This window comes from Streptomyces sp. NPDC043867 (assembly GCF_056435845.1).
This window is the reverse complement of sequence record NZ_JBWKDS010000021.1, coordinates 108169-134309: the sequence shown is the minus strand read 5'-3', so window position 1 is coordinate 134309 and position 26141 is coordinate 108169. Positions and strand designations below refer to the sequence as shown.

The window sequence follows — 26141 nt, the reverse complement described above, 5'->3', positions numbered from 1 at the left end:
CAGGCAGAAGGGGCCCTGTTCGATCGTCGTCGTGCGGTGTTCCGAGGGAGTGTCCATCTCGCTCTGCTGCGCCACGCGACAACGTTACCCAAGGCAAGTGAACGGTTGGAGTACGCGTGACGGGGACTGGTACCGGTCGTTAACCGGCACAGGGGGCCCGTGGACGGACGGACCGGCTTGGGGGTAGGCAGGCGATGGTGGAGCGGGAGCACAGGCGGACCCGACCGGCGCTCGTCGCCGCCCTGGCCGCGCTCGGGATCGGGGTCTGCGGTACGGGATGTTCGGGCGGCGGAGCGGCGGCGGAGGACGGGCGCGCCGGTGCCGACGCCGTGCGGGTGCTCCACCGGTCCGCCGCCACGCTGGTGCGGGCGGGCAGCTCCAAGACCCGTACGTCCATGCAGATGGCCACCGGCGGCACCCGCGTCACCATCCGCGGCGAGGGGGTGTACGACTTCGAAGGGCGCCTGGGGCAGCTGAAGGTGATGCTCCCTCAGGACCCGGCCGGGACCGCCCGGCACCGGCCCATCACCGAACTCCTCGCCCCTGGCGCCCTGTTCATGAAGAACCGGGGTGCCGGGGTGCCCGCCGACAAGTGGGTGCGCGTGGACACGGCCACCCTCTCCGACGGGAATCTGGTGACGGGCGGCGCCACCGACCCTTTCGCCGCGGCCGAGTTGCTGCGCGGGACGCGTAAGGCGACGTACGTCGGGGAGACCGAGGTCGCCGGGACCAGGGTCCGGCACTACCGCGGCACCGCCGACCTGGGTGTCGCCGCGAAGGGCGCCTCCGACGGGCACCGGCAGGCGCTGGCGGCGGCGGCGAAGGGGTTCGCCACGGTCGAGGTCCCGTTCGACGCCTACCTCGACGAGCAGGGCCGCATCCGCAAGGTCCGGCACCGGTTCAGCTTCGTCAACGGCGTGCGCAAGGACGCGGTCGCGGTCGCCTCGACGACTCTGCTGTACGACTTCGGGGTCCCCGTCGACGTACGGCTTCCCGGGCCGGCCGACATCTTCGCGGGCAAGATCGCCGAGCCGTAGGACGCCGTTCCTGGGCGGGAAAGGCCGGAATGTGCGGGGCCGGAAATGGTCCGTTGGTGCCATGCGCGTTGCGTAGGCCGCTCCCTACTCTAGGAAGCCGGTGACGGCGGGAAGAGGTGGTGTACGTGGCTCCGGTCGGCGGTACGGCGGTTCAGGACCACGTGGCCCTCGCCGAGATCGAGCTGTGCGGTGACCTGATCATCGCCGCGTCGGCCGCCGGGGAGGACCGGCTCAGCATGGAGAGCATCGACGAGGTGCTGAAGGTGGCGGAGGAACGCGTCCGCGGCAGAGAGGCGCGCTCCTCCCAGGGCCTGTCCGACGGCGAAGTCCGCTCTCGGTGCTGATGTCCGCCGGGCCGCTTGCCCGGCGCCCGCGCGCTCAGGTGCGCAGCAGGCGGCCGATGGCCTTCGTGGCCTCCTCCACCTTCGCGTCGATCTCGGAGCCGCCCTTGACGGCCGCGTCCGCGACGCAGTGGCGCAGGTGCTCCTCGAGAAGCTGGAGCGCGAAGGACTGCAGAGCCTTGGTGGAGGCGGAGACCTGGGTGAGTATGTCGATGCAGTAGACGTCCTCGTCGACCATGCGCTGCAGGCCGCGGATCTGGCCCTCGATGCGGCGCAGCCGCTTGAGGTGCTCGTCCTTCTGCTTGTGGTACCCGTGCACACCCCGGTCGTGGTCCGTCACGGTCTCCCGCGGCTGGCCGGAGGGCGCCGTCGCGCCGGCCTCGGTGGTCGTCATCGCGTCCTCCTGCTGCTCCGGCGGCAAACCTGTCTGGTTCGCCGCTTACATATACCCCTGGTGGGTATATGGTATCGAACTTCGCCGGGTATGTGGCCCTTGCCCGGCGCCGGGACCGGGACCCCGTGCCGAGCACTGTGCATGATGGGCGACACTGGGGGACGGCCGGTTAGCCGTGGCCGGATGATGCGCCTAGCATCAGCCTGACCGAAACAAAAGGACCCCGAGGACCCCACCGTGCGCTTTCGTCTGACCCCCAGGGAGACGAGCTTCTACGACATGTTCGCCGCGTCCGCGGACAACATCGTCACTGGCTCGAAGCTCCTCATGGAACTGCTCGGGGCGGACTCCTCCGCCAGGGCCGAGATCGCAGAGCGTATGCGGGCCGCGGAACACGCCGGTGACGACGCCACGCACGCGATCTTCCACCAGCTGAACTCCTCGTTCATCACGCCCTTCGACCGCGAGGACATCTACAACCTCGCCTCGTCCCTCGACGACATCATGGACTTCATGGAGGAGGCCGTCGACCTGGTCGTGCTGTACCAGGTCGAGGAACTCCCCAAGGGTGTGGAGCAGCAGATCGAGGTGCTGGCCCGCGCGGCGGAGCTGACCGCCGAGGCCATGCCGCACCTGCGGACCATGGACAACCTGACCGAGTACTGGATCGAGGTCAACCGCCTCGAGAACCAGGCCGACCAGATCCACCGCAAGCTGCTCGCCCAGCTCTTCAACGGCAAGTACGAGGCCATCGAGGTGCTGAAGCTGAAGCAGATCGTGGACGTGCTGGAGGAGGCGGCGGACGCGTTCGAGCACGTGGCGAACACGGTCGAGACCATCGCCGTCAAGGAGTCCTGACCTCTTCATGGACACCTTCGCACTGATCGTGACCATCGGGGTCGCGCTCGGATTCACGTACACGAACGGCTTCCACGACTCGGCGAACGCCATCGCCACGTCGGTGTCGACGCGGGCGCTGACCCCGCGGGCGGCGCTCGCCATGGCCGCGGTGATGAACCTCGCGGGCGCGTTCCTCGGCAGCGGGGTCGCCAAGACGGTCAGTGAGGGGCTGATCCAGACCCCCGAGGGCTCGAAGGGGATGGGCATCCTCTTCGCGGCACTCATCGGCGCGATCACCTGGAACCTGATCACCTGGTACTTCGGCCTGCCGTCGTCGTCCTCGCACGCGCTGTTCGGCGGCATGGTCGGCGCGGCACTGGCCGGCGGCACGGAGGTCTACTGGCACGGCGTGGTCGACAAGGTCATCATCCCGATGTTCGTGTCGCCGGTGGTCGGTCTGGTCGCCGGTTATCTGGTGATGACCGCGATCATGTGGATGTTCCGCCGGTCCAACCCGCACAAGGCCAAGCGCGGTTTCCGGATCGCGCAGACCGTGTCGGCGGCCGGTATGGCGCTCGGTCACGGTCTTCAGGACGCGCAGAAGACGATGGGCATCGTGGTGATGGCGCTGGTCATCGCCGACGTGCAGGGACCGGGCGATCCGATCCCGGTCTGGGTGAAGATCGTCTGTGCGGCGATGCTGTCGCTCGGCACGTACGCCGGCGGGTGGCGCATCATGCGGACGCTGGGGCGGAAGATCATCGAGCTCGACCCGCCGCAGGGGTTCGCCGCGGAGACGACCGGTGCGTCGATCATGTTCGCGTCGGCCTACCTCTTCAAGGCGCCGATCTCCACGACGCACGTCATCACGTCCGCGATCATGGGTGTCGGTGCCACCAAGCGCGTCAACGCGGTGCGGTGGGGTGTCGCCAAGAACATCATCCTGGGGTGGTTCATCACCATGCCGGCGGCCGGGGCCGTGGCCGCGGTGAGCTTCTGGATCGTGAATCTGGCGGTGCTGTAGCCCCCCTTCGCGCCGAGCGCTCGTCCTCGGACGCAGGACGGGCCGGAAGATCCGCGCCGGACGTGCTGCACGCAGCAAGCGGGCCCTTCCCTGGATACAGGGGAGGGCCCGCTTTCTTTGGCCTCGCGGTGGCACCGCCATGCAGCACCGCGAGGGGCTGGGGGGCGGCTCAGCCGAAGCGGCCGGAGATGTAGTCCTCGGTGGCCTGGACGGACGGGTTGGAGAAGATGCGCTCCGTGTCGTCGATCTCGACGAGGTTGCCGGGGCGGCCGACCGCGGCCAGGTTGAAGAAGGCGGTGCGGTCGGAGACGCGGGCGGCCTGCTGCATGTTGTGCGTCACGATGACGATCGTGAAGCGCTCCTTGAGCTCGCCGATCAGGTCCTCGATGGCGAGGGTGGAGATCGGGTCCAGGGCCGAGCAGGGCTCGTCCATCAGCAGGACCTGGGGCTCGACCGCGATGGCGCGGGCGATGCACAGGCGCTGCTGCTGACCGCCGGAGAGGCCGGAGCCGGGCTTGTTCAGGCGGTCCTTGACCTCGTTCCAGAGGTTCGCGCCCTTGAGGGACTTCTCGACGACGTCGTTCAGCTCGGACTTCTTGTACGAGCCGTTCAGACGCAGGCCCGCAGCCACGTTGTCGAAGATGGACATCGTGGGGAAGGGGTTGGGGCGCTGGAAGACCATGCCGACCGTGCGGCGCACGGCGACCGGGTCGATGCCCTGCCCGTACAGGTCCTCGTCGTCCAGGAGGACCTTGCCCTCGACACGGCCGCCGGGGGTGACCTCGTGCATCCGGTTCAGGGTGCGCAGGAAGGTCGACTTGCCGCAGCCGGAGGGGCCGATGAACGCCGTCACCGAGCGCGGCTCGACCGTCATCGAGATGTCTTCGATCGCCTTGTGGGCGCCGTAGTAGGCGGTCAGCCCGCTTACGTCGATTCGCTTGGCCATGAGGATCACTGCTTCTTTCGAGGGTTCGGGTCGCTGATGGCCGCGTCAGCGGCCCGTCTTCGGGGCCTTCCAGCGGGCGATGCCGCGGGCCGCGAGGTTCAGGATCATGACGAAGGCGATGAGGGCGAGTGCCGCCGCCCAGGCCCGGTCGTAGGCCGCGCCGGAACCGGCGCTGTTCGCGTACTGCTGGTAGATGTACAGCGGCAGCGAGGCCTGCGGGTCCTGGAAGGGGTTGGTGTTGATGAACCCGGTACCCCACACCAGGAGCAGCACGGGAGCGGTCTCACCGGTGATGCGGGCCACCGCGAGCATCACGCCCGTGATGATGCCGCCGATGGAGGTCGGCAGGACCACCTTGATGATGGTGCGCCACTTCGGGACGCCCAGCGCGAGGGAGGCCTCGCGCAGCTCGTTCGGGACGAGCTTGAGCATCTCCTCCGTGGAGCGGACCACCACGGGCATCATCAGGATGGACAGGGCGAGCGCGCCGGCGAAGCCGGAGTAGCCCATGTCCAGGATCAGGATCCAGAAGCTGAGGACGAAGAGGCCGGCCACGATCGACGGGATGCCCGTCATGACGTCGACGAAGAAGGTGACGGCCTTGGCGAGCCCGCCCCGCCCGTACTCGACCAGGTAGATCGCGGTGAGGACACCGACCGGCACGGCGATCAGGGTGGCGATGCCGACCTGCTCCAGGGTGCCGAGGATGGCGTGGTAGATACCGCCGCCGGGCTCGGTGTCGGTGACCACGCCCATCGAGTGGGTCAGGAAGTAGACGTCGAAGACCTTGATGCCGCGCTTGGCGGTCTCCCACATCAGGGAGGCCAGCGGGATGACGGCGATCAGGAAGCAGACCCAGACCAGGCTGGTGGCGACGCGGTCCTTGGCCTGGCGGCGGCCCTCGACGCGCGCGGCGATGACGTACGTGCCGAGGACGAACAGGAGCGCGGCGATCAGGCCCCACTGGACCCGGCTGTCGAGGCCGCCGGCCAGGCCGATGACCGCGGCGAGGGCGACCGAGCCCGCGGCGATCCCCCACGGGGACCACTTCGGCAGCTGCGCGCCGCGCAGGGTGGCCGGGCGCTTGCCGGTGACGGGTGCGTGGCTCATGCGTTGGCCCCCGAGTACTCCTTGCGGCGGTTGATGATCATGCGCGCCGCGCCGTTGACCAGCAGGGTGATGACGAACAGGACCAGACCGGACGCGATCAGCGCGTCCTGTCCGAGTTCGGTGGCCTCGCTGAACTTGCTGGCGATGTTCTGGGCGAAGGTGCCGCCGCCCGGGTCGAGCAGGCTGGCGTCGATGTCGAAGGTCGGCGAGAGGACCGTGGCGACGGCCATCGTCTCGCCGAGCGCGCGGCCGAGACCGAGCATCGAGGCCGAGATCACACCGGAGCGGCCGAAGGGCAGCACCGACATGCGGATGACCTCCCAGCGCGTGGCGCCGAGGGCCAGCGCGGCCTCCTCGTGCATCTGCGGGACCTGCCGGAAGACCTCACGGCTCACGTTGGTGATGATCGGCAGGATCATGATCGCGAGCAGGATGCCGACGGTGAGCATCGAGCGCGGGGCGCCGCCCTGCCACTCGAAGACGCCGGTCCAGCCGAAGTAGTGGTCGAGCCAGCCGAACAGGCCGTTCATGTGCGGCACCAGGACGAGGGCGCCCCACAGGCCGTACACGATGGACGGGACGGCGGCGAGCAGGTCGATCACGTACGCGATGGTCCCGCCGAGCTTGCGCGGCGCGTAGTGCGTGATGAACAGCGCGATGCCGACCGCCACCGGGACCGCGAGGGCCATGGCGATGATCGCCGAGACGACCGTGCCGAAGGCCAGCACCGCGATGCCGAAGACCGGCGGCTGGAGGTTGGTGTTCCACTCGAACGTGGTGAAGAAGTTGCCGTGGTCCTCGCTGATCGCGAGGGACGCGCGGTAGGTGAGGAAGGCCGCGATGGCGGCCATGATCACCAGGAGGAAGATGCCGGACCCGCGGGAGAGGCCGAGGAAGATCCGGTCTCCGGCGCGGGTGGCGCCGCGGGCGGCGTTCTTCTGCTCGGCCGCGGAAGGCTGGGGGGCAGGAGGCGGTGCCTCTGCGGTACGTGTCGATATGTCCATCAGGATTCTCCGGTCTGCGGAGCCGGATCGGGTGGCGGCTCCAGGCGGCGGTGCACCGGACGGTGCGGCCCGCCTCGGGGGAGGCGGGCCGCACACTCAGGTCAGCTCAGGCCCGAGATGGTCTCGCGGACCTTCGTGATGATCTCGTCGGGGATCGGCGCGTACTTGGCCTCGGCCAGCTGCTGCTGTCCGGCCTCGCTCGCGACGTAGGTGAGGAAGGACTTGGTGGCGGCCAGGGTGTTGGCCTTGTTGCCCTTCTCGCAGACGATCTCGTACGTGACCAGGGTGAGCGGGTAGGCGCCCTCCTCGGTCGGCTTGTAGTTCAGCTCCAGCGCCAGGTCCTTGCCGGTGCCGGCGACCTTGGCGGTGGCGATGGCCTTGGTGGCGTTCTCCACGGTGGCCTTGACGGGCTCGGCGGCCTCGGTCTTGAGGTCGACGGTGTTGATGCCGTCACCGGCGTAGGAGAGCTCGAAGTACGAGATGGCGCCCTCGGTCTGCTTCACCTGCTGGGCCAGGCCGGAGGAGCCCTGCGCGGACTGGCCGCCCTTGGCCTGCCAGGCCTTGCCGCCCGAGTACTTCCAGTCGGAGGGCGCGACGGCCTTCAGGTACTTGGTGAAGTTGTCCGTGGTGCCGGAGTCGTCCGAGCGGTGGAACGTCTGGATCTTGGTGCTCGGCAGCTTGGCGTCGGCGTTCAGCTTGGCGATCGCCGCGTCGTTCCACTTGGTGATCTTGCCGTCGAAGATCTGGGCGAGCGTGGCGGCGTCCAGGGTCAGGCTGTCGACACCCGGGACGTTGTAGCCGACCGCGATCGGGCCGCCGACCATCGGCAGGTCGATGGCCGCGTTGTTGTTGCAGGCCTTCTTGGCGGCCGTGACCTCTTCGGGCTTGAGCGGCGAGTCGGAGCCGGCGAAGGCCGTCTGGCCCTGCGTGAACGCCGTGATGCCGGCGCCCGAGCCCGTCGGGTTGTAGTTGATCTGGACGCCCTTGCAGGAGGCCGAGTACGCCTTGATCCAGGCGTCGATCGCGTTCTTCTGCGCGGAGGACCCGGAGGCCTGCAGCTGTCCCTTGGCGTCGTCGCACTTGATGGCGCTGTTGCCGGCCGTGGCCGAGCTGCCGCCGTCACTGCTCTTGCCGGTGTCGTCCGAGCCGCACGCCGTGAGGGCCAGGGCGCCGGAGACGGCGACAGCACCGAGGGAGAGGGCGCGGAGCCGGTTCTTGCGCTGAAGCTTCACTTTCGGGAGTTCCTTCCAAAGGCCGCCCACAGATGGCGGCGCGCGAAGTCGGTGTATGCGGGCGCCACATCCAGAAAGGCGTTCCGCACCGGGTAAGGCCGAAATTAGGCAGAACAGGTGAAGCCGCCGACTGGCGTGAGTGAACGGGGGGTGAACCCCTGAGGGCGGTGTGGTGAGGTCACGGAACGCTTACGTCGAGGACACGGGCCGGTTTCGGACAACTCGGGTGACAACGGTCGCCCTGGTAACAGTAGGCATCCGGACGGCGTCGTCCGGGTTTCCACGCACACCGACGGCCTCGGACACCTCCGAATGCCTGCGGGCGCGCGCCGTACGCGGACACGGTCTAGGGCCTGTCGTTTGGATCAGGCTGGCTGTGACCGACGGTTGGTCCTGACCGACCCGAGCGGGGTCTGGCGCGTGCAGCTGCAAGGCGGAGGAGGGAGTCGACGCGGAGCGTCGGCGACCGACGACAACGCCGCAGATGTGCGTGCCGGACCCCGCGACGCCGGCGTGATCCAAACGACAGGCCCTAGGGCAGGCGCAGGGCGGCGAGCAGGGCGTCGACCAGGTCGCGGTCGCGCGGCTGGGTGAGGTGCTCGCGGGCCGCGGCCGGGGAGAGCCACAGGATCCGGTCGACCTCGCGGTTCGGCGTGAAGCCGCCCCGTGTCGCCTCGGCGGCCCAGTAGCGGACCTCCTTGGGGCGGTCGTCGACCACGTAGTGCTGGACGGGCAGCACGGCGCCCGGCTCGGCGGCGTACCCCGTCTCCTCCCCGACCTCGCGCAGCGCGCCGGCCAGGGGGTCCTCGCCGGGCTTCAGCTTGCCCTTCGGGTGGGACCAGTCGTCGTACTTCGGCCGGTGGACCAGGCAGAGCCGCAGTTCGCCGGTGCCGGGCGCGCGGCGCCACAGGACGCAGCCCGCCGCCCGGATCGTGGTGTCCGTCATGGGGTGCTCGGCCTCCTTCCGCCCGCCGCGGCCGGTGCGGCCGTGCGCGGCTCGGGTCTCCGCGGTCAGGCGGTGCCCACCGCGGTCTTCTGCCAGGACTGCTGGAACGCGAACCGGGCCGCCTCCACCTCGTGCCGCTGGTCGGCGTGGAGCACCCCGAGGGCGTACGCCGTCGCCGGGGCGATGCGCGGGGTGCGGGCCGCCGTCGCCGCGGCCGCGGCCGCCTCCGCCGCGTCCCGGTGCTGGTTCAGGGCCCGGCCCGCGTTCAGCAGGCGGACGTCCACCGGGCCCTGCGCGCCGTACAGGACCTCACGCGCGTAGCGGTGCAGCCGCAGCAGCAGGCGCACCTGGTGCCAGGGGGCGTCCTGCGGCTGGGGCGCGGTGTCGGCGGACAGGCCGTGCACGAGGGCCTCGGCGTTGTAGGGGTGGCCCGCGGTGATCAGGGGCAGCGCGGTGACCGCGTCGCACAGCCGCTCCTCGGCGGCGGCGGCCGGGCGGCGCAGGTCGGCCGCCGCCGCCCCGGGTGTCAGCGGGACCTCGCTGGCGAGGACGGCGACGTGGTCGGCGACCGCGTGGAAGCGGCTCGAACCGAGCGCCTGGAGGGCCGCCGAGTGGGCCCTCGTCCGGGCGAGGGTCAGCTGGCGCTCCAGCAGCGCGCCCGCCTTCGCGGCGCCCACGGTGAGGTGGCCGCGCTCCGGGACGCCGGGGCTCGGGACGACCTGGCCTGCGGCACCCTCCGGGCTCCCCGCGGGCCGGCCCGCCACGGCGGCGGTGGCCGGCCTGGCGGAGTGGGCCGGCGCAGGGAAGGCCGCCGAGCCCGAGAGGCGGTGCAGGGCAAGGAGCAGGCGCTCCAGCCGGGCCGCGTACGCGTGCTCGTGGGCCAGGGTGCCGGACAGCCAGGCGAGTTCGGGGCGCATGGACTCGGACCACTCGGCGTCGAGCAGCGGCCGGAAGGTGTGCAGGGTGCCGCTGATGCGGCGGGCCGAGCGGCGCAGGGCGCGCGCCGCGTCGACGGAGTCCTGCGAGCCGTTCTCCGCGCCCTTCGGCCGCGCCCGTGCCGCGGGGCCGCCGTCGCCGCCGGCTTCCCGGTGCTGGCGCAGCGAGCGCAGGAACTCCGTGGCCTGGGCCCGCAGATAGCCCGCGAGGGCCTCCCCGGTGGGGGCGCCCCGCAGCTCGTCGAGGTCCCCGCCCGCGGGGGCCGGGCGTGCGGAGGGCCCGGTGGCGGGCCCTGCGGGGTCAAGGTGTCGCTGTGCCACGCCGGCGCCTCCGGGCGTCTATGAGCATCTCCTGGACGTTGCGCAGGGGCTGGCCGTCCGCGTCGGTCGCGTGCCGGGTCCACTCGCCGTCGGGGCCCAGGTGCCAGGAGGAGGTCGTGTCGGACATCCCGGTCTCCAGCAGCCGGTTCAGGGCCGCCCGGTGGGCCGGGTCGGTGACCCGGACCAGCGCCTCGATCCGGCGGTCGAGGTTACGGTGCATCATGTCGGCGCTGCCGATCCACACCTCGGGTTCGCCGCCGTTGCCGAAGCCGAACACCCGGGAGTGTTCGAGGAAGCGGCCGAGTATGGAGCGGACCCGGATGTTCTCGGAGAGTCCGGGGACGCCCGGGCGGACGGCGCAGATGCCGCGGACCCACACGTCGACCGGGACTCCGGCCTGCGACGCGCGGTACAGGGCGTCGATGAGTGCCTCGTCCACCATCGAGTTGACCTTGATGCGGATGTGGGCGGGACGTCCGGCGTTGTGGTGCTGGACCTCCTTGTTGATCCGCGAGATCAGGCCGTCGCGCAGGGACTTGGGGGCGACGAGGAGCCGGCGGTAGGTCTCGCGGCGCGAGTAGCCCGAGAGGCGGTTGAAGAGGTCCGAGAGGTCCGCGCCGACCTGCGGGTCCGCGGTCAGCAGCCCGAGGTCCTCGTACAGGCGGGCCGTCTTCGGGTGGTAGTTGCCGGTGCCGACGTGGGAGTAGCGCCGGAGCGTGTCGCCCTCCTGCCGGACCACCAGCGACAGCTTGCAGTGGGTCTTCAGCCCGACGAGCCCGTAGACCACGTGGCAGCCCGACTCCTCCAGCTTGCGGGCCCACTTGATGTTGGCCTGCTCGTCGAAGCGGGCCTTGATCTCCACCAGGACGAGGACCTGCTTGCCGGACTCGGCCGCGTCTATCAGCGCGTCCACGATCGGCGAGTCGCCCGACGTCCGGTACAGGGTCTGCTTGATCGCCAGCACGTCCGGGTCGCCCGCCGCCTGCTCCAGGAAGGCCTGGACGGAGGTGGAGAAGGAGTCGTACGGGTGGTGCAGGAGGACGTCGCGCTCGCGCAGGGCGGCGAAGATGTCGGGCGCGGACGCCGACTCGACCTCCGCGAGGTCGCGGTGGGTGCCCGCGATGAACTTCTGGTACTTCAGCTCGGGCCGGTCCAGGTGGCTGATGCCGAAGAGGCCGGTGAGGTCCAGGGGGCCGGGCAGCGGGTACACCTCCGCCTCGCTGATCTTCAGCTCCCGGAGCAGGAGGTCGAGCACGTACCGGTCGATGGACTCCTCGACCTCCAGGCGCACCGGCGGCCCGAAGCGGCGCCGCATCAGCTCCTTCTCCAGGGCCTGGAGGAGGTTCTCGGTGTCGTCCTCCTCGACCTCCAGGTCCTCGTTGCGGGTGAGCCGGAAGGTGTGGTGCTCCAGGACCTCCATGCCCGGGAAGAGCTCTTCCAGGTGCGCGGCGATGACGTCCTCGATGGGGACGTAGCGGTCCGGGGAGGCCTCGAGGAAGCGGGAGAGCAGCGGCGGGACCTTGACGCGGGCGAAGTGGCGGTGCCCGCTGACCGGGTTGCGCACGATCACCGCGAGGTTCAGGGAGAGGCCCGAGATGTACGGGAAGGGGTGTGCCGGGTCGACCGCGAGGGGGGTCAGGACCGGGAAGATCTGGTGGCGGAACAGCGTGAAGAGGCGGGCCTGCTCCTTCTCGGTCAGTTCGCTCCAGCGGACCAGGTGGATGCCCTCCTCGGCCAGCGCCGGGGCGACGTCCTCCTGGTAGCAGGCCGCGTGCCGGGCCATGAGCTCGCGCGAGCGGGCCCAGATCATCTCCAGCACCTCGCGGGGCTGGAGGCCGGAGGCGGAGCGGGTGGCGACGCCGGTGGCGATCCGGCGCTTGAGGCCGGCCACCCGGACCATGAAGAACTCGTCCAGGTTGCTGGCGAAGATCGCCAGGAAGTTCGCGCGTTCCAGGAGCGGCGTGTTCGGGTCCTCGGCGAGTTCGAGGACCCGCTCGTTGAACGCCAGCCAGCTGCGCTCCCGGTCCAGGAACCGGCCCTGGGGCAGCTGGATGCCGTCCTGCACGGTGTCCTCGTAGACGTCGAGATCGGCGTCGAGGTCCGGTTCGAGGTCCGAGACGTTCGCCGCGACGGTGTGCGGCCGGTGGGCGGCGATGGAGCCGACGGAGGGCTGCGGGTGCTGGACCTGTGCCTTGGCGCTGGACTGGTTCATGGACCCATTCTTCCGCGCCGGGGGCGGGACGGGCGCGTCGGAGCGGGCGGGCGGGAGCGTGAGCGCGAAACGGCTGCTCCCCCGGGCCTTCCCGTTCTCCGGGGGAGGCGAGGGCTCGGGCACGGAGGGGTTCATTCGGTGAGGGTCGCAAGCCTGTCTGAATCGATGGTTACGGCGACATGACGTGCGGGATATCGCGGGGCGGCTCCCGGACGTCCGCGCGGACGGGAACAGGTGCCGCGGGGGCCCGTGAGCCCGGGTGCGTCCCGTCTCCGTGCGGGGCGTGCGGGACGTACGGGCGGGAGGGCTCAGGCCGTCCGGTGCCTGAGCACCGCGTGGGCCGCGGCCACCGCCAGGGCGGCGAGCGCGAGGACGATCCCGGACTCCACGAGCTGGAGGGGCCAGAAATGGGACGGGGGGTGGTAGGTGACCCAGAAGTCGCTGATCCGGCTGTTCGCCATGCAGCGTTTGATCTCGGCCGGGTCGCCGTACCGCGTGCAGGCGGTGTTGTTGCCGATGCGGGTGCCGTCCGTGGTGATCACGCCGTGTTCGAGGGTCTGGACGCCCGCAGGCGGGTCGAGGGCGCCCCGGCCGGTGAGGGTGTCGGTGGGCCACAGGCTCGGGCGGTACGCGTTGCCAAGGACGTACACGACGAGCAGGGCGGCGAGGGCGGCGGCCAGGGCGGGCAGCGAGCGGCGCAGCAGCAGGCCCGCGAGGGCGCCGAGGGCCAGGCCGCACAGGGCGTGGGCGACCGTCACGGTTCCGTTGGCGTGGAAGGCGTCGGCGTCGTACCAGAAGACCCCGAGCCATCGCAGTTCCCCGCCGCCGCTCCACATCGTCCGGTGCAGCAGGACCAGGAGCGTGGTTCCTGCGGTGACGAGGAGAGCCGGGACGGCGAGCTTGGCGGTCAGCCAGCGGGCCGGGGTGACCGACTGGGTCCAGGCGAGCTGCGCGGTGCCGCTCTCCAGCTCCCGGGCGGTCAGCGTGGCGCCGGCCCACACGGCGACCAGCAGCGGCAGGCAGCCGACCGTGAGGGTGCTGACCGCCATGACGGCATGGTACGGGTCGAGCCAGGGTCCGGAGACGTCGTCGCACAGGTCCGTCGCGGCGGGACAGGCGGTGCGGTCCCTCGCGAGGGCGCTGTCGAAGCCGGGTCCGCGGGCCCACAGCATCGCCGCGGAGACCACGGTGACCAGCCCCAGCCAGCACCACAGCGCGGGGCGGTGCAGCCGCAGCACGGTCCAGGGCAGGCCACGGACGGTGCCCCGGACCGTGGACGCGCTCATGCGGCGGCCTCCGCAGTGATGGCACCGGTGCCTGCCGTGCGCCGCTTCAGCACCCGGAAGGCGGCGAGGGCCGTGAGCCCGGCGAGGGCGAGGGCGGCGCCGGTCGCCGTGAGCTGGAGGAGCCAGTAGTGCGAGGCGGGCTGGACGTCGCTGTAGTAGCCGGTGACGTGGAGCCGCTCGAAGGTGTCCGCGCAGGCCCGGGCGGGGTCCCAGGCCGAGGTGCAGCGCGGCAGGGGCAGCCGGGCGCCGGCGGAGTCGAGGACGCCGCGGCCGGTGGCGAGGCCGCCGTACCAGGGGCCCTCCTCCAGGGAGGTGGTTCGCGTGACGGGCGGCCAGAACCAGGCGCGGTATCCGTTGAGCGCCCACCACAGGGCGCCGGTGGCCGCGGTGGTGACGGCGAGGGCGGCCAGGGAGCGGCGCAGCAGCAGACCGGTGAGGGCGCCCGCGGCCAGGGCGAACAGGGCCAGCGCGACCGTGGTCGGGCCGTTGGCCTGGAAGACCAGGAGGTCGTGCCAGGCGAGGCCGTTGCCGCCGCGTCCCGCGTCCCACATCAGGTGGTGCAGCAGGACCAGGAGCGTGGTTCCTGCGGTGACGAGCAGGGCAGGGACGGCGAGCTTGGCGGTCAGCCAGCGGGCCGGGGTGACCGACTGGGTCCAGGCGAGCTGCGTGGTGCCGTTCTCCAGGTCCCGGGCGGTCAGCACGGCACCCGCCCAGGCCGCGACGAGCAGCGGCAGGAACGTGACGGTGTAGTGCGCGTACAGGGAGACGTCCTTGAAGGCCAGGTACGCGCCCTGGTCGTACGCGCAGGTGTAGTCGCAGGCCTGGAGGCGCCGGTACGCGGCGACCGCGGGGCCGGCGAGCGCGGCGTACGCCCACACCATCAGCGCGGCGGCGGCGGTGACCAGGGCCGCCCACCCGTACAGGGCGGCCCGGTGCAGGCGCAGCACGGCGCGCGCGGTGCCGAGGCGGAGGGCCGCGGGAGGCGGGGCGGCGGGGGTTTTGGCGGTGGTGAGCGCGGTCATGCGGCGGGCTCCCGGTCTGTGGTGTGGGGGAAGGGGCCGAGGAGCAGGTCGGGTGCCTCGGGGTTGCGCAGGTGCGCGAGCAGCAGTTCCTCCAGGGAGGGGACGCTGGTCTCGCCGCCGTCGGTGAGCGCGCCCCGCGGGCGGACGAGGGCGGTCAGCTGCCGTCCGGTGGTGCGGGAATCGATCACGGTGTGCGGGGCGAGATCGCGGTCCGGGCCGGTGGTGAGGACGTGCGCGGCCACGAGGTCGTCCAGGTCGCCCGCCAGCCGTACCCGGCCGCCGCCGAGCAGGACCAGGTGGTCGCAGGAGTTCTCCAGTTCGGCGACCACGTGCGAGGACATGACCACGCCGGTGCCCCGCTCGGCGGACTCCGCCAGCAGGACGCCCATCAGCTCGTGGCGGGCCAGCGGGTCGAGGTCCGCCATCGGCTCGTCCAGGAGCAGGAGTTCGGGCCGCTTGCCGAGCGCGAGGGCGAGGGCGACCCGGGTGCGCTGGCCGCCGGAGAGGGAGCGGATGCGGGCCTTCGGGGCGAGGTCGCCGGCCGCGGTGATCCGCTCGGCGGCCGAGGCGTCCCAGCGGCCCGGGTTCAGCTCGCGGCCCAGGCGCAGTGTCTCGGCGACCGTGAGCTGCGGGTACAGCGGCTTGTGCTGGGCGACGTACGCGATGCGTCCGCGGGCCGCCGCGGGGCTCGTGCCGAGCACTGTGAGCGTGCCCTCGGTCGGCCCGAGCACGCCGGCCGCGAGGGCGAGCAGGGTCGACTTGCCCGCGCCGTTCGGGCCGACGACGGCGCAGACGCGTCCGGCGGGCAGCCGCAGCGCGCACTCCCGCAGGGCCCACCCTCCCCGGCGCCCGAACCGCTTGCCCAGTCCGGCCGCCTCGATGGCGGTGTCGGTCATCTCGGGTCCCCCTCGGTGCTCATGTGCCGTGCTTCCCCGGTGTTCGTGAACTGCTCGAGTACGGAAGTGAAGAGCGCCGCCACGTCGTCCCGGTCCAGGCCGGCCGCGCGGGCCCGGGCCGCCCAGTCCTCCAGCTCGGCCCGCAGCGGCGAGTCGGCCGGGGCGGCGCCCAGCGAGCGCCGGACGAAGGTGCCGAGGCCCCGGCGGGCCTCGACCAGACCCTCGCGCTCCAGCTCGCGGTAGGCCTTGAGGACGGTGTTCGGGTTGATCGCCGTGGCCTCGACGACCTCGCGGGCCGTGGGGAGCCGGTCGCCCGGTTCGAGCAGGCCGAGGCGCAGGGCCTGCTTGGTCTGCTGGACGATCTGCATGTAGGTGGCGACGCCGCTGCGCCGGTCGATGCGGTACTCGACCACTGGGACAACCACCCTTTCACTAATTGAGTAGTGAAAGGGTGGTACAAGGGTGCGGCCGGTGTCAAGCGCGACCGCGGGCGGACGGCGTCCCGACGTGCGCGGACCGGACCGGCGGACGGCGCCGCGGGGCGCGCGGACCGGCGGGCGGACGGCGTCCCGACGTGCGCGGACCGGCCCGGCGGACGGCGCCGCGGGGTGCGCGGACCGGCGGGCGGACGGCGTCCCGACGTGCGCGGACCGGCCCGGGAGAACTCCTCGCCTCCGTCGTGAACCGATCCGGGGGGCTCGTCCGATGATGGGGCGTGAGGGATACGAGAAGCGACGGGGAGCTGCTGCGGGCCATCGCGGCGGACGCGGACCGCCGCGCCTTCGAGGAGCTGTACCGGCGGTTCGCGCCGTGGCTGACCGCGCGGCTGCGCGGCCGCTGCGCCGACGCCGCCGTGGTCGACGACGTCGTGCAGGAGACGTTCCTCGCCGTGTGGCGCGGCACCGCCCGCTACCGCGAGGAGGGGGACCCGGCCGGCTGGCTGTGGCGTGTCGGCTCACGCCGACTGATCGACACCCTGCGCGGCGACGGGGCGCGCGGGCGGCTGCGGCAGGCACTGGCCCGGCTGCGGCACCGGGACGAGGCCTCCGCCGAGGAGCGGGTGCTGGCGGGCGTCGAGCACGGCGACCTGGCCGGCGCGCTGACCCGGCTCTCACCCGAACTGCGGGCGGTCCTCCAGGCCACCGTCATCGACGGACTCACGACCCGGGAGGCGGCCGTCCTGCTCGGCATCCCGCCCGGCACGGTCAAGACACGGGCCTCACGCGCCCGCAAGCAGCTGAGGGAGGCGCTGGCATGAGCGGACACGACACCACCTGGCACGTGCCGGAGGAGGACCTGCGGGCCTACGCCCGAGGTGAGCTGACGGCGCCCCGGCTGTGGTCCGCCGACGCCCACCTCGCCGCCTGCGCGCGATGCCGGGAGGCCCTCGGCGAGGCCGTCGGACCGGCCGCGCTGGACGCCGGATGGGCCCGCCTGGACGCCGAACTCGACGCCCCGCGGCCCGGACTCCTGGAATCCCTGCTGGTACGGGCCGGCGTCGCCGACCACACGGCACGGCTGCTCGCCGCCACCCCGGTGCTGCGGCGCGCCTGGCTCGTCGCCGTCGTCGCCGTCCTGATGACGACCCTCGCGGCGGCGACCGCGCTGCGCACCGCGCAGTCACCCACCCTGTTCCTCGCCCTCGCGCCGCTGCTCCCGCTCGCCGGGGTCGCGCTGTCGTACGGGCCCGCCCTCGACCCGACGTACGAGATGGCCGTCGTCACCCCGACCCACGGATTCCGGCTGCTGATGATCCGCACCGTCGCGGTGCTGGCCACCGGCACCGGGCTCAACGGCCTGGCCACACTCGCGCTGCCCTCGTACGGACTGCGCGCGGTCGCCTGGCTGCTGCCCGCGCTCGCCCTCACCGCCCTCGCCCTCTCGCTGACCCCCCGGCTCGGGCCGGTCGCCGCGCCCGTCCTGACCGGCGGGGCGTGGGTGGGGCTGCTGCTGGTGGCCGACCGCAGGACCGAGGGCGTCCTCGCGCCGTTCACCGCGGCCGGCCAGGGCGTCGCCGCGGGCGTCGCCCTGCTCGCCGCCGGACTGCTGTACGCCGTCCGCGACCGTTTCGACTCGTCCACCGTCTCCACCCCGACCCACAGGAGCGCCGCATGACCTCCGCCTTCCCGGGGGCCGCCCCCACCGTGTCGGCCGCCGGGCTGACCGTGCGCTACGGCAGCACCCCCGCCCTCGACGACGTGTCGCTGCGGCTCGGGGACGGCGTCACCGGGCTCCTCGGGCCCAACGGCGCCGGCAAGACCACCCTGCTGCGGGTGCTCGCCACCGCCCTGCCCGCCGACCGCGGCTCCTTCACGGTGCTCGGCCACGACCCGAGCACGACGGCCGGCCGGCAGGACGCGCGCCGCGCGCTCGGCTACCTGCCGCAGACCCCCGGCTTCCACCCCGACTTCACCGCCTTCGAGTTCGTCGACTACGTGGCGATCCTGAAGGAACTGACGGACCGCGCCGCCCGGCACGCCGAGGTGCGGCGGGTGCTCGACGCCGTCGACCTGTCCGACGTCCGCGCCCGGCGCATCAAGAAGCTCTCCGGCGGGATGCGGCAGCGGGTCGCCCTGGCCGCCGCGCTCGTCGGCGACCCCGGTTTCCTCGTCCTGGACGAGCCGACCGTCGGCCTCGACCCCGAACAGCGCATGCGCTTCCGGGAACTGATCGCCGGGGCGGGGGAGGGGCGGACGGTCCTGCTGTCCACCCACCAGACCGAGGACGTGGCGATGCTCTGCCACCGGGTGATCGTCATGGCCCGCGGCCGGATCCTCTTCGAGGGCACCCCCGCCGAACTGGCCGCACGCGCGGCGGGCCGGGTGTGGAGCAGCGCGGAACGCGCCCCGCACGCGAAGGCCGGCTGGCGTACGGGCACCGGCACCTTCCGCAACGTCGGTGACCCGCCGCCCGGCGCGGACCTGCTCGAACCGACCCTGGAGGACGGCTACTTGCTCACGCTCGACGGCGAGCCGGCGGAGGTCGCGGCATGAGCGCCACGGTCACGGAAAAAGTTCCCGCGGGGACCGCGCCCACCACCCCGGACGGCCGGCGCCCCCGCACCGCGGCGGTGCTCGCGCTGGCCCGGTTCGAGGCACGCGAACTGTTCCTCCAGATACCGGTGTTCGCCATGCTCGTCCTTTACCTCGCCTACACCTGCTGGCAGTTGTGGTCCGGCCGCGAGCCCATGGACGACTTCCCGGCCCTCCAGGACGCCGACCGGGCCACGCAGGACCGGCCCGCGCTCCTCGCCGTCGGCGTCCTCGTCTGCGCCAACCGGGCCGTCCTGCGCTCGCGTCGGCGCGGCACCGACCAGTCCTTCGGCGTGCTGCTGATGGAGCCGTGGCGGCGTACGGCGGCCCACGCGCTGTCCGTCGTCCCCGTCGCCGCGGTCACCGCGCTGGTGGTCGCCCTCGACTTCACCTGCACGGCGCTGAAGCCCGGCGCGGTCGGTCACGGCTCGCCCGCCGAGCTGGCCGTCGGCCCGCTGACGGTCCTGCTGGCGGGCGTCCTCGGCGTGCTGCTCGCCCGCCTGGTCCCCTCCGCCTTCGCCGCCCCGCTGCTCGTGGTCGGCGGACTGGTCCTCGCCACCCTCCTGTCCGCCGGTCTGAGCGACGCCGCCTGGCTGCGCTGGCTGTGGCCGGCCGTCACCGACGCCGGCACCGAACCGCTCCCGTCCGACCTGCTGGGCCGCCCGGCCGCCTGGCACGCCCTGTACCTGGCGGGCCTCGCCGCGGCCCTGGCCTGCGCGGCGGTCCTCGCCGCCGGCGGCCGCACCCGGCTGCTCGCCGCGGTGACGGTCGCCGCACTCGCCGCCACCGGCGCCGGGGTGGCCGGACAGTCGTCCGGCGAGCCCGCCGGGCTGATCGCGGCCCGGGAGAAGGCGTCCGTCAGCCCGGAGAAGGTGCAGTCCTGCCGCACCCACGGCCGGGACGCGTACTGCGCCTACCCCGAGTGGACCGGCCGGACGGCCGAGTGGGCCGAGGTCGTGAAACGCGTGCGGTCCCTCGCGGGCGGCGGCGCGGCGGGCACCCGGCTGACCGTACGGCAGAGCCTCGACGCCCGGTACGGCCTGGACGCCGACACCGCGCTGGAGCCGTCCCGCACGCCCGGCCGGGTCACCGTCGGCACGCGCTGGGGCGGCACCCGGGTGCCCGAGTTCGCCGTCGCCGTCGCCTCGGTCCTGGTGGCGGGCGACGAGAACGCCATGAGCGAGGCCTGCGACGCCCGCGTGGTGACGGTCATGTGGCTCGCGCTGGGCGCCGAGTCCGACCCGATGGCCGCGTTCCGGCGCGTCCGCCTCGACGACCGCACGAGCGGCTCGGGCATCGCGCTCACCCCGACGAACCCGCTCGGTATGACCGCCCAGCAGGCCGACGTGGTCCGCGAGCTGCTCGAGAAGCCGCGCTACGGCATCACCGCCAAGGTGAAGGCGCACTGGGCGGAGCTGGTCTCCCCGAAGACCACCACGGCACGGGCGGCGGAACTGCTGGACGTGCCGGTGCCCAAGGGAGCCGACGAGTGCCGGGCATGACCCGGGCCCTGGTCCGGCCCGTGTCGCGGACCCTGCCGTGGCGGTCACTGGCGGCGGGCGGGGGAGTGGGGCTGCTGCTCGCGGGCGTGCCCCGGATGCTCTCCGGGCCGCCCGACGAGCGGCTGTCCCTGACGCTGCTGCGGGCCGCGATGCTCGCCTGCGCCCTCGGGCTGGTGTTCCTCCTCGACGACCCCGCCCGGCACACCACCGCGGCCGTCCCGGCGCCGCGCCCGCTGCGCACCGGCCTGCGCGTCGCGCTCGTCGCACCGCTCGCCGCGGCCTGGTGGGCGGCGGCCCTCGCCCTCGTGCCGGACGCGGGGCGCCCGCCGGTGGGCGCCGTCAGCCTGGAGGCGGCCGCCGTCGTCGTCCTCGCGCTGGCCGCGGCCGCGGCGGGGGTACGCCTCTCGGACGAGGCCGAGCCCGGTACGGCGGCGGCCGTCGCGGTCCTGGTGACGGCGATCGCCGCGCCGCTGCTGGTGCCGCACCGGTGGAGCCCGTTCGTCTCCGTGGCCGACGACCGCTGGAGCGCGGCCCACCACCAGTGGGCGCTGCTCCTGGCCGCCGGGGCCGTCGCCTGGGTGACCTGTGCGCGGGAACCCCGGCGCAGGCGGGCCGGGTCCGGCCTCCGGCGGGCCGCCCCGGCCGGGTAGTCCCGGCTGCCCGGTGGGGGTGGCCTCCTCGCCGGGCGGGGTGTCAGGACTCCGGCCCCGGTGGGGGTGGCCTCCTCGCCGGGCGGGGTGTCAGGACTCCGGCCCCGGTGGGGGTGGCCTCCTCGCCGGGCGGGGTGTCAGGACTCCGTGCGGTACATCAGGTCCGTCTCGTAGGTCGTGAAGCCGAGCCGCTCGTACACGGTCACCGCCGCCTTGTTGTCCGCGTCGACGTACAGCATGGCGGTCGGCAGGCCCTGTGCGGCCAGGTGGCGGAGTCCGATCGTCGTCAGGGCCCTGCCGAGGCCGCCGCCCTGCGCGCCGGGGCGCACCCCGACGACGTACACCTCGCCGAGGCGCTCCTCGGCGTGCGCCTTCGTCCAGTGGAAGCCGGCGAGTTCACCGTCGCGGAAGGCGAGGAAGAACCCCGCCGGGTCGAACCACGGCTGCGCCGTCCGGTCGTCCAGGTCCCGCTGGGTGAGGGAGCCCTGCTCGGGGTGGTGCGCGAAGGCCTCGGCGTTCGCCGCGAGCCAGGCCGTGTCGTCCCGGCCCGGCACGAAGGTGCGGACGGTGACCCCGTCGGGCAGCACCGGCTCGGGCAGGTCGAGACCGGTCAACGGCCGCCGCATCTGGCGCAGTTCACGGAAGAGGGACAGTCCGAGCACCTGCGCGAGGTGCCGGGCGGCCGAGTGCGCGCCGTGCGCCCACACCCGCAGCCGCTTGCCGGAGGCGGCCAGCAGCGCCGTACCCAGCGCGCGCCCGTGCCCGCGCCCCCGGTGCGACGGGTGCACGACCAGTTCCGCCGCCGGTGCCTCCACGGGGTCGGTGTCCTCCAACTGCGCGTATCCGACGAGCGTGTCGCCCACCGTCAGCAGCAGATGCCTCACGCCCTCGCGCTCGCCGCCGCTCAGCCGCAGCCGCCCCTGCTCGGACACCGCCTGCTGACCGTCGGCCTGCGCGGCCTCGGCGAGCAGGTCGAGCACGGCCCGGGCCTGGCCGGGGGAGAGCTCCGCGCAGGTCTCGATGGAGCGGGAGAAGGCTGCGGGTGCGGTGTCGTCGCTGGTCATGGATACGAGGGTACGGCGCGAGGATATCCGGACAAGGAGCCGGGCGCGGCCGATCCGTTCGTGGCGCCGCCGGGCCGCCCACCGGCTCGGGAGGGCCGCCGCGCGGGGGACGATCCGGGCAGCCGGGAAGCGATGGCAACCAGTCCGTAACCCGAACCCCCCTGTTGCGCTACGCGCGTTGATCCTAGGCTGCGCCCAAGCCACAGCCGTACCACGCTCCCACAGGGGGAACCCATGCTGCCGACGCCCCGGCACAGAAGTACTCGCCGCATGCTCGCCGCCGCCGCAGGCCTCGCCACCGTCGGTGCGCTGACCGCCGCGCTGCCCGCGAGCGCCGGCCAGGACACCGCGACCGCCCGCCACCACCACGGCAGCGGCCGTTACCAGGACGTGCAGCTGCTGTCCTTCAACGACCTGCACGGCAACCTGGAGCCGCCGACCGGCTCCTCCGGCCGGGTCACGCACCTGAACGCGGACGGCACCACCAAGACCATCGACGCGGGCGGTGTCGAGTACCTCGCCACCCACCTGCGGGACGCCCGCAAGGGCAACACGTACTCGATCACGGCCGCCGCGGGCGACATGGTCGGCGCCTCGCCGCTGATCTCCGGTCTCTTCCACGACGAGCCCACGATCGACGCGCTGAACAAGCTCGACCTCGACGTGACGAGCGTCGGCAACCACGAGTTCGACGAGGGCGCCGCGGAACTGGCCCGCCTCCAGAACGGCGGCTGCCACCCGAAGGACGGCTGCTACGACGACAGTCAGGAGTTCGAGGGCGCCGACTTCCCCTACCTGGCGGCGAACGTCACCAAGGAGACGACCGGCAAGCCGCTCCTCAAGCCCTACTGGGTCTGGAAGAAGAACGGCGTCAAGGTCGGCTTCATCGGCGTGACCCTGGAGGGCACCCCGAACATCGTGTCCGCCGAGGGTGTGAAGGGCCTGAAGTTCGGCGACGAGGTCGAGACGATCAACAAGTACGCCAAGGTGCTCAGGAAGCAGGGCGTGAAGTCGATCGTCGCGCTGATCCACGAGGGCGGCGTGCCCGCCTCGACGGCGTACAACTACGACTGCGACAGCCCCGGCGCCGGCGACGGCATCTCCGGGCCGATCGCCGACATCGCGAAGAACGTCACCCCGGCCGTGGACGCGCTGGTCACCGGCCACACCCACCAGGCCTACGCCTGCACGATCCCCGACCCGGCGGGCAACCCGCGCATGGTCACCTCGGCCGCGTCCTTCGGCCGCCTCTACACGGACACCACGCTGACGTACGACCGCTGGACGGGCGACATCGCGCGTACGGCGGTGAAGTCCGCGAACCACGTGGTCACCCGTGACGTGGCCAAGGCCGCCGACCTGACCGGCCTGATCACCAAGTGGAAGACCCTGGCCGCCCCGGTCGCCTCCCGCCCGATCGGATACATCGCCGGTGAGATCCCCAACTCCGGCACGGAGTCCCCGCTCGGCGACCTGATCGCGGACGCGCAGCTCGCCTACGCCAAGTCCGTCGACCCCGAGGCCGACGTCGCGCTGATGAACCCGGGCGGCATCCGGGCCGGGCTCACCTTCGCGTCGAGCGCGGGCGAGGGCGACGGCGTGGTGACGTACGGAGAGGCGTACACGGTCCAGCCGTTCGCCAACACCGTCAACCTGGTCGACCTCACCGGCGCCCAGCTGATCACCGGTCTCCGGCAGCAGGTCAGCGGGGCGAACGAGAGCGCCCCGAAGATCCTCCAGGTCTCCGGGGGCCTGACCTACACCCTGGACCTGACCAAGTCCGGTGCCGCGCGCGTGGTGGCCGACTCGGTCAAGCTCAACGGGGCCCCGGTCGACTCGGCCGCCACCTACCGCGTCGCGATGAACTCCTTCCTCGCAGGCGGCGGCGACGGCTTCACCGAGCTCGGCAAGGGCGGCAACGTGCGGGTCGGCGGCGACGACCTGGCGGCGCTCGAGGCGTACCTCACGGCCAACTCCTCGGCCGCGGCGCCCTACTCGGTGCCGACGGCCGACCGGATCACGGTCGTGAAGTAGGACCGAGGGGTCCGCGGATCACGGTCGTGAAGTAGGACCGAGGGGTCCGCGCATCGCGGGCTCGGGGGCCCGCACATCGCGGGCCCCCTTTCTCTTTTCCTGTCCAATTCCCCGGTAAATTCCAGGTGAGGTCCTTCATAAAGTCTGTGTGAGTGGCGAATTGGTTCCGCAGGTCTCCTGAAAATGCACTCAGCCGCAATTCATCGAGGTCTCAGCGGAATTGGTTCTTTCCGGCTCCCCGGTCCCGTAACGTTTTCCTTGTCGAAAGCGAACAGCGCTCACGGCAAAGGAAATCCACCCGCAGGGAAAAGGAGAACACCATGAGCTTCCACAAGATCGCCCCCGTCAGCAAGCACCGGAAGGCCGCTCCGAAGAAGGCGCACCAGCCCGCCAAGCCGGCGCCGAAGGCCAAGGGCGCCCCGCGCCGCCCGGTGAGCCGTCAGGGCCGCTGACCGCCGCCCGCCACGAGGCGGGGCCCCGGATCCGTCCGGCGGCCCCGCCTCGGCCATTTCGCGACCCGGGAAAGGAAGTCGACATGCGGGACGTGCGGGACACCTTCGCGCGGTTCTGGCCGCTGACCCGCGGCGACCGCACCTGGCTGGCGCTCGTCGTGGCCTGCGTGGTGATGTCCGCGCTCACCGAGACGGCGTCCATCCTGCTCGTCGCGGACCTCACCGACGGCGCGCTGGCCGACGGCTCGCTCTCCGCGTTCTGGGGGCCCGCCGGTGCCTGGCTCGGCGTGGCCGTGCTCGGCGCGGCCGTCGGCTACCTCGGCAACTCACTGGCCGTGTGGACCGCCGAGAGATTCGTCCTGCGCCTGCGCGCGAACGCCTTCCGGCACCTCCAGGACCTGCCGCCGCACTTCTTCCAGCGGCACCGCCGGGGCGACCTGGTCGAACGGCTCACCGGCGACGTCGAGGCCATCGAACAGATGGTCGTCTCCGGCGTGGTCGGCACGGTCTCGGCCGTCTTCTCGGCCCTCTTCTACGCCGCCGCCGCGCTCTGGCTGCGCTGGGACCTGGCGCTCGCCACCTTCGTCCTCGCCCCCCTCTTCCTGATCGCCGCCCGCAGCTTCGCCGGCAGGATCAGGCATGCCTCCCAGGACGAGCGCGCCGCCGACGGGGCGATCACCTCCGTCGTCGAGGAGTCCCTCGCCAACATCGTGCTGACCCAGGCGTACAACCGCCGCCGCGCCGAAGAGCAGCGGCTCGACCGCGAGGCACACGCCTGGCTGCGCGCGTCGGTGCGCGGGGCGCGGGCGAGCGAGATGTACGAGCAGTTCGTCGAGGTCGTCGAGACGCTGTGCGTGCTCGCCGTGATCGGCCTCGGCGCCTGGGAGATCGGCCGGGGCCGCATGTCCCTGGGCGAGTTGCTCGCCTTCGCCGCCTTCCTCGGCTACCTCTACCCGCCCGTCCGCAACCTCGGCGGGCTCGGCCTGACGCTCACCGCCGCCACGGCCGGCGCGGCTCGGATCCAGGAGATCCTCGACGCCGAACCGGCCGTCACCGACCCCGCCGACCCCGTGAAACCCTGGCCCGTGCGCGGCCACGTCGGCTTCCACGGCGTGTCCTTCCGCCACCCCGGCGCCGGCCGCGACTGCCTGCACGACGTGCACCTCACCGCGCACGCCGGCGAACTCGTCCTGGTCACCGGCCCGAGCGGCGCCGGGAAGTCGACGCTCGCGGCGCTGCTGACCCGCTTCCACGACCCCACCGCGGGCGTCATCCGCCTGGACGGCGTCCCGCTCACCGGCGTACCGCTGGAGTTCCTGCGCGAGAACATCGCGCTGCTGCCCCAGGAGACGCTCGTCCTGCGCGGCACGATCCGCGAGAACATCGCGTGCGGCAGGCCCGGGGCGACGGACGCCGACATCGAGCGGGCCGCGCGGGAGGCGGCCGCCCACGACTTCGTCACCGCGCTGCCCCGCGGGTACGACACCGTGATCGCCCCCGGCACGGCGACCCTGTCCGGAGGCCAGCTCCAGCGGATCGCCATCGCCCGCGCCATGCTCCGCGCGGCGCCCGTCCTCGTCCTCGACGAACCGACCGCCGGCCTCGACCCGGTCGCCGCCCGCCGGGTCGTCCGGCCGCTGCGCCGGCTCATGTCCGGACGCACGACGATCATGATCACCCATGATCTGGGGCCGGCCCCCGACGCGGACCGCATCCTGGTCGTGGACGGCGGCCGGCTGGTGGAGACGGGCACCCACGACGAACTGCTGGCCCGGGACGGGGTTTACGCGCGACTGGCGGCGCCGGGGCGGGCACCGGATCCGGCGCCCGCCCCGGTCGCCGGCGGCGCGTAGCCCCGCTC

25 protein-coding genes are annotated in these 26141 nt (G+C 72.7%); 12 read left to right on the top strand and 13 right to left on the bottom strand.

The window, feature by feature from the left end; translation table 11 throughout:
* Positions 1 to 194 precede the first annotated feature (194 nt).
* A complete protein-coding gene (locus AC069T_RS21905; protein WP_478784339.1) occupies positions 195 to 1037 on the top strand; it encodes an SCO4651 family lipoprotein in 843 nt (280 codons plus the stop codon).
* A 119-nt stretch (positions 1038 to 1156) separates the two neighbouring features.
* Complete coding sequence (locus AC069T_RS21900) at positions 1157 to 1381, top strand: hypothetical protein (RefSeq protein ID WP_478784338.1); 225 nt, start codon at positions 1157 to 1159, stop codon at positions 1379 to 1381.
* A 34-nt stretch (positions 1382 to 1415) separates the two neighbouring features.
* Here AC069T_RS21900 and AC069T_RS21895 read toward each other — a convergent pair whose 3' ends face one another.
* Positions 1416 to 1772 (bottom strand): metal-sensitive transcriptional regulator, encoded by a 357-nt coding sequence (locus AC069T_RS21895; RefSeq protein ID WP_358854559.1) that lies wholly within the window; start codon positions 1770 to 1772, stop codon positions 1416 to 1418.
* A gap of 237 nt (positions 1773 to 2009) precedes the next feature.
* Between AC069T_RS21895 and AC069T_RS21890 the strand changes: the two genes are divergently transcribed.
* Positions 2010 to 2630, top strand: a complete 621-nt coding sequence (locus tag AC069T_RS21890; RefSeq protein ID WP_358854558.1) for a DUF47 domain-containing protein — start codon at positions 2010 to 2012, stop codon at positions 2628 to 2630.
* Between the two features lie 7 nt (positions 2631 to 2637).
* Entirely contained in the window at positions 2638 to 3636 is a 999-nt protein-coding gene (locus AC069T_RS21885) for an inorganic phosphate transporter (RefSeq protein ID WP_476754318.1), read from the top strand.
* 169 nt (positions 3637 to 3805) lie between these two features.
* Here the strand turns inward: AC069T_RS21885 and pstB are convergent, their stop codons facing one another.
* From pstB to AC069T_RS21830, 11 genes are all read right to left on the bottom strand, one after another.
* Complete coding sequence (gene pstB / locus AC069T_RS21880) at positions 3806 to 4582, bottom strand: phosphate ABC transporter ATP-binding protein PstB (protein ID WP_358854556.1); 777 nt, start codon at positions 4580 to 4582, stop codon at positions 3806 to 3808.
* A 45-nt stretch (positions 4583 to 4627) separates the two neighbouring features.
* Entirely contained in the window at positions 4628 to 5692 is a 1065-nt protein-coding gene (gene pstA / locus AC069T_RS21875) for a phosphate ABC transporter permease PstA (protein ID WP_478784337.1), read from the bottom strand.
* Positions 5689 to 6696: a phosphate ABC transporter permease subunit PstC gene (gene pstC / locus AC069T_RS21870; RefSeq protein ID WP_478784336.1), complete on the bottom strand. Its 1008-nt coding sequence runs from the start codon at positions 6694 to 6696 to the stop codon at positions 5689 to 5691. Before pstC ends, pstA begins: the two co-directional genes overlap by 4 nt.
* A gap of 101 nt (positions 6697 to 6797) precedes the next feature.
* On the bottom strand, positions 6798 to 7928 hold the full coding sequence (gene pstS, locus AC069T_RS21865; protein WP_478784335.1) for a phosphate ABC transporter substrate-binding protein PstS: 1131 nt from the start codon (positions 7926 to 7928) through the stop codon (positions 6798 to 6800).
* Between the two features lie 532 nt (positions 7929 to 8460).
* On the bottom strand, positions 8461 to 8874 hold the full coding sequence (locus AC069T_RS21860) for an NUDIX hydrolase (RefSeq protein ID WP_478784334.1): 414 nt from the start codon (positions 8872 to 8874) through the stop codon (positions 8461 to 8463).
* 65 nt (positions 8875 to 8939) lie between these two features.
* Positions 8940 to 10130 carry a CHAD domain-containing protein gene (locus AC069T_RS21855; protein ID WP_478784333.1) on the bottom strand — a complete coding sequence of 397 codons (1191 nt, stop codon included), beginning with the start codon at positions 10128 to 10130 and terminating at the stop codon, positions 8940 to 8942.
* Positions 10111 to 12477, bottom strand: a complete 2367-nt coding sequence (locus AC069T_RS21850) for an RNA degradosome polyphosphate kinase (RefSeq protein ID WP_478784332.1) — start codon at positions 12475 to 12477, stop codon at positions 10111 to 10113. Before AC069T_RS21850 ends, AC069T_RS21855 begins: the two co-directional genes overlap by 20 nt.
* 173 nt (positions 12478 to 12650) lie before the next feature.
* Positions 12651 to 13628: a hypothetical protein gene (locus tag AC069T_RS21845; RefSeq protein WP_478784331.1), complete on the bottom strand. Its 978-nt coding sequence runs from the start codon at positions 13626 to 13628 to the stop codon at positions 12651 to 12653.
* Positions 13625 to 14650, bottom strand: a complete 1026-nt coding sequence (locus AC069T_RS21840) for an ABC transporter permease (protein ID WP_478784330.1) — start codon at positions 14648 to 14650, stop codon at positions 13625 to 13627. Before AC069T_RS21840 ends, AC069T_RS21845 begins: the two co-directional genes overlap by 4 nt.
* Positions 14647 to 15546, bottom strand: coding sequence for an ABC transporter ATP-binding protein (locus AC069T_RS21835; protein ID WP_478784329.1), 900 nt, complete (start codon positions 15544 to 15546; stop codon positions 14647 to 14649). Before AC069T_RS21835 ends, AC069T_RS21840 begins: the two co-directional genes overlap by 4 nt.
* The gene (locus AC069T_RS21830) at positions 15543 to 15959 is read right to left on the bottom strand and encodes a GntR family transcriptional regulator (RefSeq protein WP_478784356.1); all 417 of its coding nucleotides are present in this window, start codon (positions 15957 to 15959) and stop codon (positions 15543 to 15545) included. The genes AC069T_RS21835 and AC069T_RS21830 overlap by 4 nt, the downstream gene beginning before the upstream one ends.
* Positions 15960 to 16261: 302 nt before the next feature.
* On the opposite strand from AC069T_RS21830, the gene AC069T_RS21825 reads away from it, so the two are divergent.
* Genes AC069T_RS21825 through AC069T_RS21805 form a run of 5 tightly spaced genes read left to right on the top strand, consistent with a single transcriptional unit; the run spans position 16262 to position 20730 of the window.
* On the top strand, positions 16262 to 16804 hold the full coding sequence (locus AC069T_RS21825; RefSeq protein ID WP_478784328.1) for an RNA polymerase sigma factor: 543 nt from the start codon (positions 16262 to 16264) through the stop codon (positions 16802 to 16804).
* Entirely contained in the window at positions 16801 to 17661 is an 861-nt protein-coding gene (locus AC069T_RS21820; RefSeq protein WP_478784327.1) for a cupin domain-containing protein, read from the top strand. Before AC069T_RS21825 ends, AC069T_RS21820 begins: the two co-directional genes overlap by 4 nt.
* Positions 17658 to 18539 (top strand): ABC transporter ATP-binding protein, encoded by an 882-nt coding sequence (locus AC069T_RS21815; protein ID WP_478784326.1) that lies wholly within the window; start codon positions 17658 to 17660, stop codon positions 18537 to 18539. The genes AC069T_RS21820 and AC069T_RS21815 overlap by 4 nt, the downstream gene beginning before the upstream one ends.
* Entirely contained in the window at positions 18536 to 20080 is a 1545-nt protein-coding gene (locus tag AC069T_RS21810; protein ID WP_478784325.1) for an ABC transporter permease, read from the top strand. Before AC069T_RS21815 ends, AC069T_RS21810 begins: the two co-directional genes overlap by 4 nt.
* Positions 20077 to 20730 carry an ABC transporter gene (locus AC069T_RS21805; RefSeq protein ID WP_478784355.1) on the top strand — a complete coding sequence of 218 codons (654 nt, stop codon included), beginning with the start codon at positions 20077 to 20079 and terminating at the stop codon, positions 20728 to 20730. The genes AC069T_RS21810 and AC069T_RS21805 overlap by 4 nt, the downstream gene beginning before the upstream one ends.
* Before the next feature lie 137 nt (positions 20731 to 20867).
* On the opposite strand, the gene mshD is transcribed toward AC069T_RS21805, so the two are convergent.
* The gene (mshD, locus tag AC069T_RS21800; protein ID WP_478784324.1) at positions 20868 to 21794 is read right to left on the bottom strand and encodes a mycothiol synthase; all 927 of its coding nucleotides are present in this window, start codon (positions 21792 to 21794) and stop codon (positions 20868 to 20870) included.
* 234 nt (positions 21795 to 22028) lie between these two features.
* Here mshD and AC069T_RS21795 point away from each other — a divergent pair, with 234 nt between their 5' ends.
* The 3 genes from AC069T_RS21795 to AC069T_RS21785 all read left to right on the top strand — a co-directional run bounded on the left by AC069T_RS21795 (position 22029) and on the right by AC069T_RS21785 (position 26133).
* Positions 22029 to 23828 carry a bifunctional metallophosphatase/5'-nucleotidase gene (locus AC069T_RS21795; protein WP_478784323.1) on the top strand — a complete coding sequence of 600 codons (1800 nt, stop codon included), beginning with the start codon at positions 22029 to 22031 and terminating at the stop codon, positions 23826 to 23828.
* A 320-nt stretch (positions 23829 to 24148) separates the two neighbouring features.
* On the top strand, positions 24149 to 24280 hold the full coding sequence (locus AC069T_RS21790) for a hypothetical protein (protein WP_478784322.1): 132 nt from the start codon (positions 24149 to 24151) through the stop codon (positions 24278 to 24280).
* A gap of 83 nt (positions 24281 to 24363) precedes the next feature.
* On the top strand, positions 24364 to 26133 hold the full coding sequence (locus AC069T_RS21785; RefSeq protein WP_478784321.1) for an ABC transporter ATP-binding protein: 1770 nt from the start codon (positions 24364 to 24366) through the stop codon (positions 26131 to 26133).
* The last annotated feature ends 8 nt before the right edge of the window (positions 26134 to 26141 follow it).

Excerpts from the sequence above, each read along its gene's own strand:
- AC069T_RS21905 (WP_478784339.1), top strand. The coding sequence starts at position 195 with ATGGTGGAGCGGGAGCACAGGCGGACCCGACCGGCGCTCGTCGCCGCC.
- AC069T_RS21895 (WP_358854559.1), bottom strand. The coding sequence starts at position 1,772 with ATGACGACCACCGAGGCCGGCGCGACGGCGCCCTCCGGCCAGCCGCGG.
- AC069T_RS21885 (WP_476754318.1), top strand. The coding sequence starts at position 2,638 with ATGGACACCTTCGCACTGATCGTGACCATCGGGGTCGCGCTCGGATTC.
- pstB (WP_358854556.1), bottom strand. The coding sequence starts at position 4,582 with ATGGCCAAGCGAATCGACGTAAGCGGGCTGACCGCCTACTACGGCGCC.
- pstA (WP_478784337.1), bottom strand. The coding sequence starts at position 5,692 with ATGAGCCACGCACCCGTCACCGGCAAGCGCCCGGCCACCCTGCGCGGC.
- pstC (WP_478784336.1), bottom strand. The coding sequence starts at position 6,696 with ATGGACATATCGACACGTACCGCAGAGGCACCGCCTCCTGCCCCCCAG.
- AC069T_RS21860 (WP_478784334.1), bottom strand. The coding sequence starts at position 8,874 with ATGACGGACACCACGATCCGGGCGGCGGGCTGCGTCCTGTGGCGCCGC.
- AC069T_RS21850 (WP_478784332.1), bottom strand. The coding sequence starts at position 12,477 with ATGAACCCCTCCGTGCCCGAGCCCTCGCCTCCCCCGGAGAACGGGAAG.
- AC069T_RS21845 (WP_478784331.1), bottom strand. The coding sequence starts at position 13,628 with ATGAGCGCGTCCACGGTCCGGGGCACCGTCCGTGGCCTGCCCTGGACC.
- AC069T_RS21840 (WP_478784330.1), bottom strand. The coding sequence starts at position 14,650 with ATGACCGCGCTCACCACCGCCAAAACCCCCGCCGCCCCGCCTCCCGCG.
- AC069T_RS21835 (WP_478784329.1), bottom strand. The coding sequence starts at position 15,546 with ATGACCGACACCGCCATCGAGGCGGCCGGACTGGGCAAGCGGTTCGGG.
- AC069T_RS21820 (WP_478784327.1), top strand. The coding sequence starts at position 16,801 with ATGAGCGGACACGACACCACCTGGCACGTGCCGGAGGAGGACCTGCGG.
- AC069T_RS21815 (WP_478784326.1), top strand. The coding sequence starts at position 17,658 with ATGACCTCCGCCTTCCCGGGGGCCGCCCCCACCGTGTCGGCCGCCGGG.
- AC069T_RS21810 (WP_478784325.1), top strand. The coding sequence starts at position 18,536 with ATGAGCGCCACGGTCACGGAAAAAGTTCCCGCGGGGACCGCGCCCACC.
- AC069T_RS21805 (WP_478784355.1), top strand. The coding sequence starts at position 20,077 with ATGACCCGGGCCCTGGTCCGGCCCGTGTCGCGGACCCTGCCGTGGCGG.
- mshD (WP_478784324.1), bottom strand. The coding sequence starts at position 21,794 with ATGACCAGCGACGACACCGCACCCGCAGCCTTCTCCCGCTCCATCGAG.
- AC069T_RS21795 (WP_478784323.1), top strand. The coding sequence starts at position 22,029 with ATGCTGCCGACGCCCCGGCACAGAAGTACTCGCCGCATGCTCGCCGCC.
- AC069T_RS21790 (WP_478784322.1), top strand. The coding sequence starts at position 24,149 with ATGAGCTTCCACAAGATCGCCCCCGTCAGCAAGCACCGGAAGGCCGCT.
- AC069T_RS21785 (WP_478784321.1), top strand. The coding sequence starts at position 24,364 with ATGCGGGACGTGCGGGACACCTTCGCGCGGTTCTGGCCGCTGACCCGC.